This is a genomic window from Dorea sp. Marseille-P4042, from assembly GCF_900290215.1.
GTDB classification, from domain to species: Bacteria; Bacillota; Clostridia; order Lachnospirales; family Lachnospiraceae; genus Dorea; species Dorea formicigenerans.
The window spans coordinates 641,910-654,630 of the sequence record NZ_OLMI01000003.1 but is presented as its reverse complement, the minus strand read 5'-3'; the positions used below and the strand labels follow the sequence as shown (position 1 = coordinate 654,630).

Annotated in this window: 13 protein-coding genes; 11 read left to right on the top strand and 2 right to left on the bottom strand. The window is 38.0% G+C overall.

Features of this window, described 5'->3' with window-relative positions; all coding sequences use genetic code 11:
• Positions 1–61: 61 nt before the first annotated feature.
• Together C7E02_RS16695 and C7E02_RS16690 are read left to right on the top strand one after the other, a co-directional pair.
• Positions 62–1,165 (top strand): ABC transporter substrate-binding protein, encoded by a 1,104-nt coding sequence (locus tag C7E02_RS16695; RefSeq protein ID WP_105310206.1) that lies wholly within the window; start codon positions 62–64, stop codon positions 1,163–1,165.
• Positions 1,166–1,186: 21 nt separating this feature from the next.
• A complete protein-coding gene (locus C7E02_RS16690) occupies positions 1,187–1,948 on the top strand; it encodes an ABC transporter permease (RefSeq protein WP_105310205.1) in 762 nt (253 codons plus the stop codon).
• Between the two features lie 95 nt (positions 1,949–2,043).
• On the opposite strand, the gene C7E02_RS16685 is transcribed toward C7E02_RS16690, so the two are convergent.
• The gene (locus tag C7E02_RS16685; protein WP_029731039.1) at positions 2,044–2,295 is read right to left on the bottom strand and encodes a hypothetical protein; all 252 of its coding nucleotides are present in this window, start codon (positions 2,293–2,295) and stop codon (positions 2,044–2,046) included.
• Positions 2,296–2,306: 11 nt separating this feature from the next.
• Positions 2,307–3,164: a MurR/RpiR family transcriptional regulator gene (locus C7E02_RS16680; RefSeq protein ID WP_005340685.1), complete on the bottom strand. Its 858-nt coding sequence runs from the start codon at positions 3,162–3,164 to the stop codon at positions 2,307–2,309.
• Positions 3,165–3,415: 251 nt separating this feature from the next.
• On the opposite strand from C7E02_RS16680, the gene C7E02_RS16675 reads away from it, so the two are divergent.
• From C7E02_RS16675 to C7E02_RS16635, 9 genes are all read left to right on the top strand, one after another.
• Complete coding sequence (locus C7E02_RS16675) at positions 3,416–4,717, top strand: ABC transporter substrate-binding protein (RefSeq protein ID WP_105310204.1); 1,302 nt, start codon at positions 3,416–3,418, stop codon at positions 4,715–4,717.
• Between the two features lie 85 nt (positions 4,718–4,802).
• Positions 4,803–5,711 (top strand): carbohydrate ABC transporter permease, encoded by a 909-nt coding sequence (locus tag C7E02_RS16670; protein WP_105310203.1) that lies wholly within the window; start codon positions 4,803–4,805, stop codon positions 5,709–5,711.
• 3 nt (positions 5,712–5,714) lie between these two features.
• The gene (locus C7E02_RS16665; RefSeq protein WP_005340679.1) at positions 5,715–6,587 is read left to right on the top strand and encodes a carbohydrate ABC transporter permease; all 873 of its coding nucleotides are present in this window, start codon (positions 5,715–5,717) and stop codon (positions 6,585–6,587) included.
• Positions 6,588–6,611: 24 nt separating this feature from the next.
• A complete protein-coding gene (locus tag C7E02_RS16660) occupies positions 6,612–7,244 on the top strand; it encodes an SGNH/GDSL hydrolase family protein (RefSeq protein WP_022279015.1) in 633 nt (210 codons plus the stop codon).
• Positions 7,241–7,933 carry an N-acetylmannosamine-6-phosphate 2-epimerase gene (locus tag C7E02_RS16655; RefSeq protein WP_438368359.1) on the top strand — a complete coding sequence of 231 codons (693 nt, stop codon included), beginning with the start codon at positions 7,241–7,243 and terminating at the stop codon, positions 7,931–7,933. The genes C7E02_RS16660 and C7E02_RS16655 overlap by 4 nt, the downstream gene beginning before the upstream one ends.
• A gap of 13 nt (positions 7,934–7,946) precedes the next feature.
• Positions 7,947–8,840: an ROK family protein gene (locus C7E02_RS16650; protein WP_105310202.1), complete on the top strand. Its 894-nt coding sequence runs from the start codon at positions 7,947–7,949 to the stop codon at positions 8,838–8,840.
• Positions 8,841–8,843: 3 nt separating this feature from the next.
• On the top strand, positions 8,844–9,581 hold the full coding sequence (nagB, locus tag C7E02_RS16645; RefSeq protein WP_022279013.1) for a glucosamine-6-phosphate deaminase: 738 nt from the start codon (positions 8,844–8,846) through the stop codon (positions 9,579–9,581).
• Positions 9,582–9,677: 96 nt separating this feature from the next.
• The gene (gene nagA / locus C7E02_RS16640) at positions 9,678–10,832 is read left to right on the top strand and encodes an N-acetylglucosamine-6-phosphate deacetylase (RefSeq protein ID WP_022279012.1); all 1,155 of its coding nucleotides are present in this window, start codon (positions 9,678–9,680) and stop codon (positions 10,830–10,832) included.
• 403 nt (positions 10,833–11,235) lie between these two features.
• Positions 11,236–12,696, top strand: a complete 1,461-nt coding sequence (locus tag C7E02_RS16635) for an extracellular solute-binding protein (protein WP_105310201.1) — start codon at positions 11,236–11,238, stop codon at positions 12,694–12,696.
• The last annotated feature ends 25 nt before the right edge of the window (positions 12,697–12,721 follow it).

The following is a 12,721-nucleotide window of genomic DNA, read 5'->3' as shown; positions in this document are numbered from 1 at the left end:
TCAGGAAATGGTTAATGCAGAGATTCTAGTATAAGTAGTAAAAACAGAAAAGGAGAAGGGTATGAAAAAGAGAGTTTTAGCACTTATGTTAGTGCTCGGTATGACGCTTAGTCTTGCAGCATGTGGAAGCAGTAATGACAAAAAGTCTGACGACACAAAAACAGAGACAACTGACAAAGATAGCAAGGAGAAAATGACAACTGTAAAGTGGAATTATGGTTCAAGTGGTAACGTCCTTGTAACAATTGCAGAAGAAGAAGGATATTTTGAGGATGAAGGAATCGAGATTGAGCCGGTAGAGGCAACTCAGAATATGGATGCAATGGCTCTTCTTGCAGCAGGCAAGGTTGATGTCGTATCAAATGCGGGTACATCTAATCCGCTTCAGCAGATAGCACAAGGTGTAGATCTTACAATTTTTGGCGGACATATGGTAGAAGGATGTATGCCGGTTGTTGCAAAAGCTGGAACAGAGTGGAAAGGTATTGAATCATTTATTGGACAGTCCGTTGCAGTAAATCCAAGTTATTTCGCATTTACAGGTGCAGTTATGGATCTTGGATATGATAATCCGTTAGATGTAGTTGACTGGAAAGTATATTCAAGCTATGATGACGCATTAGCTGCTGTTCAGAACGGAGAAGTAAAATATGCGCTTATGGGAACACAGAACAACTATGGTGTGAAACAGCTTGTAGACTCAGGTGACATCGAAATCGTAAGCTATCAGAGTGAAATCATGGAGAACTATTCTTGCTGCCGTATGGTTGGACAGACAAAATGGGTAAATGACAATCCTGATACAGTCAAAGCAATTATCCGTGCATTACTCCGTGCACAGTCCTGGTATGAGGCAAATAAAGAAGAAGCAGTTTCTCTTCATGCAAAACGTATCGGTCAGGAAGATGACTATGTGGCAGCTTACATGATGGACGACAAACATTATTTTGTAAATGTAGATCCTCTTAAGAACAGTGTGGTACGTGCATGGAACATTCTTGAAAAAACAGGATACCTCGGTGATGACTGCAAGATTGATATTGAAGATCATATCAACACAGAGCTTTATGAAGAAGCACTTGCTGAGGCAACAAAATCTTATGGTGATGAGGCACCGGATTTCTATGAGGCACAGCAGAAATTCTTTGACGAAAACGATAAATAGCAGATTTTAGGAGATGGGTAAATGAAAACAATTAAGGGCTTTGTGAAAAAATACTGGATTACAGTATTGATATTTGCAGGATTAGTACTGTTATATCATTATGTGGCAGATGTGAAAATGCTGAATCCATATTTGTTTCCAACAACGGAAAAGATTGCAGCAGCCTTTGAGTCGAATAAAGAAGTAATGCTTACAAATATGCTTGCTTCTTTCAAATTACTCATCCCATCAGTATTTCTTTCTTTAGTGATCGCAGTTATATTTGGTACAATCATGGGATTAAATAAGAAAATCAGGGAAGCGCTGCATCCGGTTATTTATGCCTTTAGCGTAATCCCGTCAATCTTATTGTCGCCGTTTGTACTGTTGTTGTCACCAACATTATTATCAGCTTCCATATTTTTGGTTGTATATAATATTGTCTGGGCAACATTATTTGCTACAATCACAGGAATCATGACCATTGATAAGCGCTATTTGGACAAGGCAGCTACATTGGAACTGACAGGTATAAAGCGGTTCATGAAAGTAATTCTGCCGGCAGCAAGTCCATCTATTCTGGCCGGTTTTGTAAATTCACTGAGAAGTTCTTTTGTAATGCTTGTATTTGCCGAAATGTATGGTGGCGGTTCAGGCATGGGCTATTTTGTAAAAAAGAATTCTGAACTTGGTGTATTTGCCAATACCTGGGTTGGATTTATCTTTATGGTAGTTGTGTTAGTAGTTGTAATGCAGATATTTGAAAAGGTGAAAGAACAGCTGCTTAAATGGACAATTGATTAAAATTAAATGAAGATGAAAATATAGGGAAGTTGTGGTACATGGATGTGCATCACAGCTTCCCTTTTTTAACAAAAGCTTAATGCGTTTCATAAGTTTTAGTGCAACATATGGAGGCCGCCGATGACAGCGTAAACTTTCTGATTCCCCAGTGCCATTTGCACTTCTTTTACAATATTGACGATTCCGCCATGGGAGCAGCTGTTGAGTAAAATCAGTCCTTTTGGAGTTTCGAATCCGCCGGCGTCCAGAAGATATTTCATGCCGTTATATTCGATATAAACGGACAGACCGTGCTCAGCACATAAGGAGCATTTGGATGTGTTTTCGATTAAAACAATAACTTTCATAATGTAACCTCTTACATCATTTTCTCTGTGATTATCTGAGCTGTTTTTTGTTTATTATCTAATGCTTTTTTACCAAGTGTCTTGTACACTTCAGCATATAGAAGGTCTATTAAGAAAAGCTGGGCTGTTTTAGTAGCAATAGATCCTCCTTCCATTGGTCCTTCATTAGCACCACATAATAGAACAACGGTAGAATATTGTGCGGCAGGAGTTTTTGCAAATTTAGTAATAAAAACAACTGTTGCTCCGGAAGAGTAACAGATTTTGGCAATTTCAATACAATCTTTTGTGATGCCGGAATTGCAGAAAATAATTGCTAGATCATCATTTCCTAATAAAGCTGCTTGTGTTAACTGAATATGAGCATCAGCATTATAGATTACATTAGGCATGATTTTCATAAATTTATTCTTAAATTCATTTGCACTTGTACCAGAACCACCAAAGCCAAAGAGATTAATAGTTTTTGAATTAAGAATATAATCAACAACTTCAGGAATTGCATTAAAATTCAGTGTTCTGCAGGTAGTTTCTAATGCTGTTATATAAGCTTGCATAACATTATAAGCAGTGTCCTGACAATTGGTAGTATTGGAAATATTAATTGTATCTTTTGGCGTAGAGACTCCATTAGAAGAAGTGCTTACTGCCAGTGAAAGTTTAAAATCTTGATAGCCTTTTAACTCTAAAGTGCGACAGAAACGGAATACACTCGTTTCACCTACACCGCAATGCTTAGATAAGTCGGTAATTGTAGATGCCAGTGCTTCTTGCGGGGAGGATAAAACGAAGTCGGCAACTTTTTTTTCGGCTTTTGTCATTTGAGAATAATATAAAGTGATTTTGTTCATTAGATTATTGGTTGCCATGTAACACCTCCTATTATTAATGTTTATAGTATAAATTTTAACAAAAAAACAAAACTTGTCAATTAGATTGAAAAAAAACATGTTTTTTATACAAAATAAAATAAAAATTATTTTTGCCATATTGCACAAAAATAGTTTTGGCCGCAATAAAGCAATTGACAAATATATATGTAAGTGTTATTTTATGAAAAAGAAAACATTTTTTATTTCTGAAAAATAAAAAAAATTTCCAAAAAGAAAGGAGAACGTTAATGAAAAAGAAAATTGTAAGTGCATTGCTGTGTGTGGCAATATTATCCACAATGTTAGTTGGTTGTGGAGGATCAGGAGGAAAGAGCAGTAAGGCAGATGGAGATAAGCCATATTCTGGTGAAAAGCTAACAGTACTGTACATGTCAGGTGTATATGCTGAAGCGGCAGAAAGCATGGTAGATGAATTTGAGGAGAAAACTGGTGCAACAGTAGAAGTTGTTGATTTCCCTTATACTACATTGCATGAAAAGACACTCTTAGATTTAACTAGTGGCACGGGTTCTTATGATGTTATTGATGTTGCAAGTCAGTGGGATGGAGAATTTGCTCCATACTTGACAGATCTTTCCGATTTTATGGACAAGGATAATTATAAGACGGATGAGTTTATTGAGAAGGTTCTAGAGAATAGTGGAGAGTGGCAGGGAGTTCAGACAGGTATTCCGAATGCAAGTACACCACAGTTATTTGCCTACAGAACAGATTTACTACCAAATGGACTTCCAGATACATGGAAAGAATACAGAGAAGTTGCAAAAGAACTGACAGATAAAGATAAAGGAATGTATGGAATTTCTGTATCAGCCACAACAGGACAACTTGGTGGCGTATTTGATTATATTTTATGGTCCATGGGTGGTGCCTGGGCTGATGAGGACTGGAATGTAACAATTGATTCTCAGGAAACAAGAGATGCATTAAACCACCTGAAAGAGATTCAGGATTATGCAGATCCATCTATTCTGTCTTGGGGAACAGAAGAATCCATCAAAGCATTCCTTGATGGAAATGCAGCAATTTGTGAAACATGGCCTACACTTGGATTGGTTCAGGCAGCAGATGATGAATCACAGTCTAAAGTTGCTGGAAAATGGGCTTTAAGTACAATTCCATATGATAAAACAGGAACTACATTATTAAGTGCATGGGATGTATCTATACCAGCAGCATCTAAGAATCAGGAGCTTGCATGGGAATGGGTTAAGATGTATACGAGTGCAGAAAAGCAGAATCAGTTCTATGATGACTTTGGTATTCTTTCACCGAGAAAAGCATTTTGGGAGAGGGATGGAATTAAAGGAACATATATGGATACTGTTCGTGAGGCTCTTGATACAGCAAATATTTGGTGGAGAATTCCAGCATCTACAGAAGTTGATTCTATGCTCAATACAGTAGTTAGTCAGTATATGACAGGTGAGATTGATCTTGAAACAGCTGTTAGTAAGATGAAAAAAGGAATAGAAGAAGCATTGAAAAATGCACCGCCTGAAGAAGGAACTAAAAACTATAACATGTAAAACATCACAGGGCACTGGCCGTTTTCGTGCTGGTGTCCTGTCCTTTTGAACAAGTTACTATTTTCGTATGGAGGTGTGATGCGAAATGAGCAAGAAAAATAATACGCAAGGGATGCTAAAAAAGAGTAAGAGTGATAAAGTGGCTTCATGGTGCTTTATGTTACCAACGATGATTTTTTTAGGAATCACGGCGTTACTGCCTCTTCTATATTCTTTATATTTAAGTTTTTTTAAATTGAAATTAAATTTACCAAATGCAACTCCCGAATTTGTAGGACTTCAGAATTATATTAAGATGCTTACGGATGAGACTGTGAGAACCAGTACATTGAATACATTGTTTTTTGCAATTATTTCTGTAGCATTAGAAGTTATTGTAGGGCTTTTTGTTGCAATGGCACTGTGCTCAGATAAAATGTGGGCAAAAATTGCAACATCTATATTTTTGATTCCAACCATAATGGCACCTGTAGCAATCGGTACTTTATGGAGAATGATGTTGGATTCTACGACTGGTATTATCAATTATTTCCTAAGTTTCTTTGGAATTCCGAGTATTACATGGCTTAGTAGCCCGAAAACAGCTATGTTTGCAGTTATTTTAGTAAATGTGTGGCAGCTTGCACCATGGGTTACAATTATTTGTGCAGCAGGTCTGAAAGCTTTGCCACAGGATTGTTTGGAAGCAGCATGTGTTGACGGGGCATCTAATGGAGTGATTTTCAGAAAAATCATTATACCTATGGTTGCACCTTTACTTACTATTGTTGTTATGCTTCGATTTGTAGATGCATTCAAAGTATTTGATACAGTTTATGTTATGACCAATGGAGGCCCTGGTACAGCTACAGAGATGTTGCCAAACTACATATATAAACAGGGACTGCGATTTTTTGATGCCGGATATTCAGCGGCACTGGCAATTGGATTTGTTGTCGTTATGACGGTTGTAACTATAGGATTTTTGAAATTAAGAACAAAATTGGAGGCGTAGAATATGAAGAGAAAAAAGCATAATGTGCCTACCGTTGATAATATTATTGGTAATTTTGCGGGAAGACCCGTCAGAGTAATTATTGTAGCTGTTTCATTAATTGCTATTATATTTCCGTTATACTGGCTTTTGACTAGTTCAGTGAAGATCGAAGCAGAATATTTGTCTAATCCACCAGTAATATTTCCATCTAAATTCACGGCAGCAAGTTATCAGGAAATTTTTGGAAAAGATCAGTTGTGGTTGAATTTTTTTAATACAGTCATAGTTGCAGGAGCCTCTACCATTATTTCGGTTATATTTGGAAGTATGGCTGCATATGCAGTTGCAAGAGGAAGCCTTGGAAAGCGAGCACGCAAATATTTTGGATTGTGGTTTATGGTTCAGAAGATGTATCCAGCAATTGCCACTGCAATTCCAGTATACCTCGTAATGAGAACAATGCATCTGATTGATACAAAGACAGCGCTGATAATTATGAACACAAGCTTTAACCTTCCACTTGTAATTTGGTTGATGATGGGATTCTTCGAGCAGCTCCCGAAGGAACTGGAGGAATCAGCAATGTTGGATGGTTGTGGATTTACAAAAAGATTTTTTAAGATTATCTTCCCATTGACAAAACCTGGAATGATTGCGTCTGCAATACTTGCGTTTGTTGGGGCATGGAATGAGTTCTTATTTGCATGTATATTAAGTGTCAATAAGTCTAAGACATTGCCGGTTGTAATTGCGGGATTTATTACAGACCGCGGTTTGGAATGGGGACCAATGGCGGCGACAGCAGTTATTACATTAGTGCCAGTACTGATTCTTGTATGGGCACTGCAAAAACACTTTGTTCAGGGACTGGCAATGGGTGCGGTCAAAGGTTAAGTTGAAGTGGAGGAAAATAAGGACATGAAAAAAAGGATTGTGTGTTATGGAGATTCTAATACATGGGGATATGATGCAATCACAAATGGAAGATTTTCGGATGAGGTACGTTGGACAGGAAAACTGCAGAAAAAATTAGGAACAGAATATACAATCATTGAAGAAGGGCTGTGTGGAAGAACAGCAGTTTTTGAAGATCCATTAAATGAAGGCTTAAATGGTCTCCCATATCTGTATCCATGTTTGATGTCTCATGGACCTATTGATTATCTTGTAATTATGTTGGGAACGAACGACTGTAAGGAAAGATTCAGCGCAACACCAAAGAATATTGCAGATGGAATCAAACGTCTCATAATTAAGGCAAAACATACAGAAGATGCTTGGAGAGATACGCCAAAGATATTAGTTGTAGCACCAGCTCCAATTGAGAAAGAATGCGAGCAGTCGCATGTTGCAGGAGAGATGGGAATATGTGCTGACAAATCGAAAGAGTTGGCTGTAGAATATCAGATTTGTGCTAAGCAGTATGGCTGTGACTTTTTAGATGCAGCACCATTTGTGAAAATGAATGAAATTGATTTTATGCATTTAGATGCAAAGAGTCACGAGAGACTTGCAGAACAAATTGCACAAGTGATTCGAAAGAAGGTATGAAAGTGAATAATAAAATAGAAACTGTACATAAAAAATTAATCGTATCATGCCAGGCACTGCCGGAAGAACCACTACATTCTTCCTTTATTATGGGACGGATGGCATTGGCCGCAAAAGAAGGTGGAGCAGCAGGAATACGTGCGAATACAAAAGAAGATATTGCAGAAATCAGAAAAAATGTCGACTTGCCGATTATCGGAATTGTTAAGAGAGATTATCCAGATTGTAAAGTATACATTACACCAACGATGAAAGAAATTGATGAGTTGATGGAAGTAAAGCCAGAAATTATAGCAATTGATGCAACAAAAGATCTTAGACCTAATGGGGTTGCACTAGACGAGTTTTATGCGCATATTCGTGAAAAATATCCGAATCAACTGTTAATGGCAGATTGCTCTACCTATGAAGAGGCAAAACATGCAGATGAGCTTGGATTTGATTTTATTGGTACAACGCTTGTAGGATATACAGAACAAAGTAAAGATATGAAAATTGAGCAAAATGATTTTGAATTGATTAAAAAAATTGTAAAAAATGTGAAACACAATGTTATTGCAGAGGGAAATATTAATACACCGGAAAAAGTAAAAAGAGTTATGCAATTAGGGGTTTTTAGTATTGTAGTTGGTTCAGCAATTACAAGACCACAGTTGATTACAAAAACATTTGTAGATGTATTAAAGTAAGACAGGAGACATTATGAGTCGGTACATATGTGTAGATATAGGTGGTACATCCATTAAGCATGGAGTTTTGAATGAAAATGCTATCATAGAAGAGAGCAATCAGACAAAAACAGAGGCATGGCTTGGTGGAGCAGAAGTTCTAGATAAAATAAAGGCAATCGGAAAGCAGTATATGGAACAATATGAGAATATAGAAGGGATTTGTATATCTACTGCTGGAATGGTAGACCCGGAAGAGGGGAAAATTGTTTTTGCAGGAGAGCTGATGCCGGACTATACTGGAACTTGTATAAAAAAGGAACTAGAAAAAACACTAGGAATACCTTGTGAAGTAGAGAATGATGTGAATTGTGCCGGTCTGGCAGAATATATTTCCGGGGCAGCAAAAGAGAGTCACATTATGTTCTGTGCGACTGTTGGAACGGGGATTGGCGGCTGTGCGATTGTAGATGGAAGTGTTTTTCATGGAGCAAGCAACAGTGCCTGTGAGATTGGTTATATTCCAATGGAAGATAGTGATTTCCAAACATTGGGAGCAAGCAGTATTTTAATCAAAAAAGTTGCAGGAAAAAAGAGGGAGCCATTAGACATGTGGGATGGAAAAAAAATATTTGAACTGGCAGAAAAAGGCGATGAGGTTTGCATTTCAGCTATTAAAGAAATGTGTGATGTACTTGGCAAAGGTCTGGCAACAATCTGTTATGTACTGAACCCAGATACAATTGTACTTGGTGGAGGCGTTATGGCTCAGAAAAAAATTCTTGAAAATGAAATCATAGATTCATTGAAGCGGTATTTAAAACCGATTCTGGCAGAACATTTACAAGTATGCTTTGCAGAATATGGAAATGAAGCGGGTATGGTAGGAGCGTTGTATAATTTCCAGAATAAGTGTGGGAGGAAATAGCGCATGAAAATTTTAAAAACCCAAAATTACCAGGATATGAGTAGAAAAGCTGCAAATATTATTTCAGCGCAAATTATATTGAATTCAGAATCTGTTCTTGGTTTAGCAACTGGTTCATCTCCAATTGGAGTTTATGAACAGCTCATCGATTGGAATCATAAAGGAGATGTAGATTTTAGTTCGATTAAAACAGTGAATTTAGATGAGTATCAAGGACTGGATAAAACTGATAAACAAAGTTATTATTATTTTATGCACAAGAGATTGTTTGAACATGTGAATATTCGATTGGAAAATACACATATACCGGATGGTATGGAAAAGGATGCTAGAAAAGAATGTGCACATTATGAAGATGTAATAAAATCTCTTGGAGGCGTTGACTTGCAACTTCTGGGTCTTGGACATAATGGACATATAGGATTTAATGAACCAGCAGATGTATTTGAGGAAGTTACTCATTGCGTTGAATTGACACAGAATACAATTGATGTAAATAAACGTTTCTTTTCATCGGAAGAAGCAGTTCCTAAAAAGGCTTATACGATGGGAATCGGAACAATCATGAGAGCAAAACAGATTGTTTTAATTGTCAGTGGTGAGGATAAGGCGGATATTTTAAAGAAAGTGATTGAAGGACCAGTAACGCCAAAGGTTCCGGCTTCTATTTTAAAATTCCATCCATATGTAACGATAGTTGCAGACAAGGCAGCACTTTCGTTATGCAATAAGCAATATTGAAAACAGATGTTGTAAATGTTATAGTATAGAAAATACGAAAGTATATACAGTTAAATCAAGACATAGAGATATTTTAATCTAAGGGAGTTATTTACTATGATCATAGATAATGTGAAAGTTTACACGGAAGAGAAGACATTTGTAAAAGGTGGAATTATGCTTGACGGGGACAAGATCCAGAGAGTATATGCAGAAGAGGAAAAGACACAGTTTGGTGAGAAAGAGGTATTGGACGGTGAAGGTGCATATGCAATTCCGGGCTTGATCGACCTTCATTTTCATGGCTGCAAAGGAGATGACTTTTGTGATGGAAATGAAGAGGCGATTGAGAGGATCGCACAGTATGAGGCCTCCATTGGTGTGACCGCTATTGCTCCGGCGACCATGACACTTCCGGTGGAAGAACTAAAACAGATCTTAAGTGTTGCAGCAAAATATAAGAAAAACGGGACAAGCCCCAAAGCAGCAGATCTTGTGGGAATTAACATGGAAGGTCCGTTTATCAGCAAAGTAAAAAAAGGGGCACAAGATGAGAGAAATATTATTCCGTGTAATGTAGAAATTGCAGGGCAGTTTCTGGAAGCTTCCGATGGACTGGTGAAATTTATTGGGATTGCTCCGGAAGATAATGAAGATTATCTGAAATTTATCGAGGAAATGAAAGAGAAAGTTAACATTTCTCTGGCTCATACGAATGCAGATTATGATACAGCGAAGAAAGCATTTGACGCGGGAGCAAACCATGCAGTACATCTCTATAACGCGATGCCGGCATTTAATCACCGCGCACCGGGAGTGGTTGGTGCTGTTTATGACGGTAAGCATGTGATGGCAGAGATCATCTGTGATGGGATTCATATTCATCCGGCTATGGTCAGAGCAACTTTTGAGATGATGGGGGCTGACCGTATGATTCTGATCAGTGACAGCATGCGTGCGACCGGGATGCCGGACGGACAGTATACACTTGGCGGATTGGATGTTAAGGTCGTAGGAAAACGTGCGACATTAGTATCTGATGGTGCAATAGCTGGTTCAGCAACGAACCTCGCGGATTGTATGAGAACAGTTGTAAAAGAAATGCAGATTCCGCTTGAGACAGCTATTGCCTGTGCAACTATTAATCCGGCGAAGAGTCTTGGAATTGATGATCAGTATGGTTCAATTAAGGCAGGTAAGAAGGCAGATATTGTACTTCTGAAGGATAATCTGGATCTGCAGGCAGTCATAAAAGATGGTGTAAGACTGTAAATATGATGCTAGGATTGTGGGAGTGCAAAGCACGGAACAATCCGTAGGCATCATAGTTGGGGCTTTTGCCCCAACTCATAAATATAAATGTAGGAAAGTTCGCCAGTTTGTGAGAGTACAAAAATGGCGGACTTTTTCTGTTGCCAAGCATACGACAAAAAGGTCCGGTGGACCTTTTTTAGTAGATTTTTTCAGTTCGTGAAAGTTTGTTAATATGTTGCAAAGTCCATAGTATAAACTTATAATAACAGATAGTAGACACCTCTCACCTTGTACACACTCCATGAGAAGGTTCGGAAATTTATGTTGGAAATGTTTCTGCGAAGCAGATTAAATTGTGCGCGCAAGATTCGCAGGCGACTCTTGAAAAAAGGTGAAATGGGAGCGCAGGAGGAAGTATCATATGAAAAAGAGAATAGTTGCAACATTATTGACATTGATGTTACTGGCATCGCTTGCAACAGGTTGTGGTAAAAATACGGCTAAGGCAGTGAAATTAGACCCGGATAATCCAGTATCATTGAAGATATGGCATTATTATAATGGAACACAGCAGGCAACTTTTGAAGATTTGCTGGAAGAATTTAATGCTACTGTAGGACATGAAGATGGGATTTATGTAGAAGCATATAGTTATGGATCGGTTTCAGATCTGGAGCAGGCAATCACAAGTGCGATAAAGGCAGAAGTAGGAGCAGAGAATTTACCGGATATATTTTCTTCCTATGCAGATACGGCCTATGCGGTGCAACAGGAAGGAAAGCTTGCTGATTTGTCAGAGTATTTTACGGAAGAAGAAAAGTCCAAGTATGTAGATGAGTATCTTGAAGAGGGATATTTGGAAGATGATCAGTCGTTATATCTTCTTCCGGTAGCAAAGTCTACGGAGATATTAATGCTTAATAAGACAGACTGGGAGCCATTTTCGGAAGCAACAGGAGCAAAACTTGATGATCTGAAGACGACAGAAGGAATCACAGAAGTTGCTGAAAAATATTATGAGTGGACGGATAGTCAGACACCGGATGTACCAGATGACGGAAAAGCATTTTATGGAAGAGATTCCATGTCTAATTATTTTATCATTGGCATGAAGCAGATGGGAAAAGAGATTTTCGAAGTGAATGATGGAAAAGTGACGGTGAATACAGATAAAGAACTGATCCATCGGCTATGGGAGAACTATTACGTACCATATATGAAAGGATATTTTTCATCTTATGGGAAATTTGCCTCAGATGATGTAAAAACCGGCGATATTTTAGCGTATACTGGTTCGACAGCTTCTGCATTTTATTTCCCGGATAAGGTGGAGAAAGAAGATGACAGTTATCCAATTGAATATGTTGTACAGGAGTCTCCGATCATGGAGGGCGGCGAAAACTACAGAGTACAGCAGGGCGCAGGAATGGCTGTTGCGAAATCAGAGGAAGAGCATGAATATGCATCTACCGTATTTTTGAAATGGTTTACGCAGAAAGAGCAGAATTTAAAATTTGTATGTGAATCTGCATATATGCCAGTTTTAAAAGAATCTAATAATATAAAAGCCTTGGAGCAGATTATCAAAGAAGAGAAGATCGATATGAATCACAAGGCATATGATTGTCTGAAAACAGTGTTGAGAGATTTTGATAATACGAAGTTTTACACGACAAAAAGCTTTGAAAATGGATACAGCATGCGTAAGATTATGGATTATAATTTAAAGGATCGTGTGACGGCAGATAAAACAGCAATGGATGAAGCAATTGCGGCAGGAGCTTCCAGGGAAGAAGAGCTTGAAAAATATATATCCGAAGAATCTTTTGAAAGTTGGTATAAAGAATTTTACGAGGCACTTTCTCAGGTGCAAAGCAAGTAAAAGTTGAAGTGCAGAAACGAATAAA

Bases quoted from the DNA above. Each gene is read 5' to 3' on its own strand.
- C7E02_RS16695 (WP_105310206.1), top strand. From the start codon at position 62: ATGAAAAAGAGAGTTTTAGCACTTATGTTAGTGCTCGGTATGACGCTT.
- C7E02_RS16690 (WP_105310205.1), top strand. From the start codon at position 1,187: ATGAAAACAATTAAGGGCTTTGTGAAAAAATACTGGATTACAGTATTG.
- C7E02_RS16685 (WP_029731039.1), bottom strand. From the start codon at position 2,295: ATGAAAGTTATTGTTTTAATCGAAAACACATCCAAATGCTCCTTATGT.
- C7E02_RS16680 (WP_005340685.1), bottom strand. From the start codon at position 3,164: ATGGCAACCAATAATCTAATGAACAAAATCACTTTATATTATTCTCAA.
- C7E02_RS16675 (WP_105310204.1), top strand. From the start codon at position 3,416: ATGAAAAAGAAAATTGTAAGTGCATTGCTGTGTGTGGCAATATTATCC.
- C7E02_RS16670 (WP_105310203.1), top strand. From the start codon at position 4,803: ATGAGCAAGAAAAATAATACGCAAGGGATGCTAAAAAAGAGTAAGAGT.
- C7E02_RS16665 (WP_005340679.1), top strand. From the start codon at position 5,715: ATGAAGAGAAAAAAGCATAATGTGCCTACCGTTGATAATATTATTGGT.
- C7E02_RS16660 (WP_022279015.1), top strand. From the start codon at position 6,612: ATGAAAAAAAGGATTGTGTGTTATGGAGATTCTAATACATGGGGATAT.
- C7E02_RS16655 (WP_438368359.1), top strand. From the start codon at position 7,241: ATGAAAGTGAATAATAAAATAGAAACTGTACATAAAAAATTAATCGTA.
- C7E02_RS16650 (WP_105310202.1), top strand. From the start codon at position 7,947: ATGAGTCGGTACATATGTGTAGATATAGGTGGTACATCCATTAAGCAT.
- nagB (WP_022279013.1), top strand. From the start codon at position 8,844: ATGAAAATTTTAAAAACCCAAAATTACCAGGATATGAGTAGAAAAGCT.
- nagA (WP_022279012.1), top strand. From the start codon at position 9,678: ATGATCATAGATAATGTGAAAGTTTACACGGAAGAGAAGACATTTGTA.
- C7E02_RS16635 (WP_105310201.1), top strand. From the start codon at position 11,236: ATGAAAAAGAGAATAGTTGCAACATTATTGACATTGATGTTACTGGCA.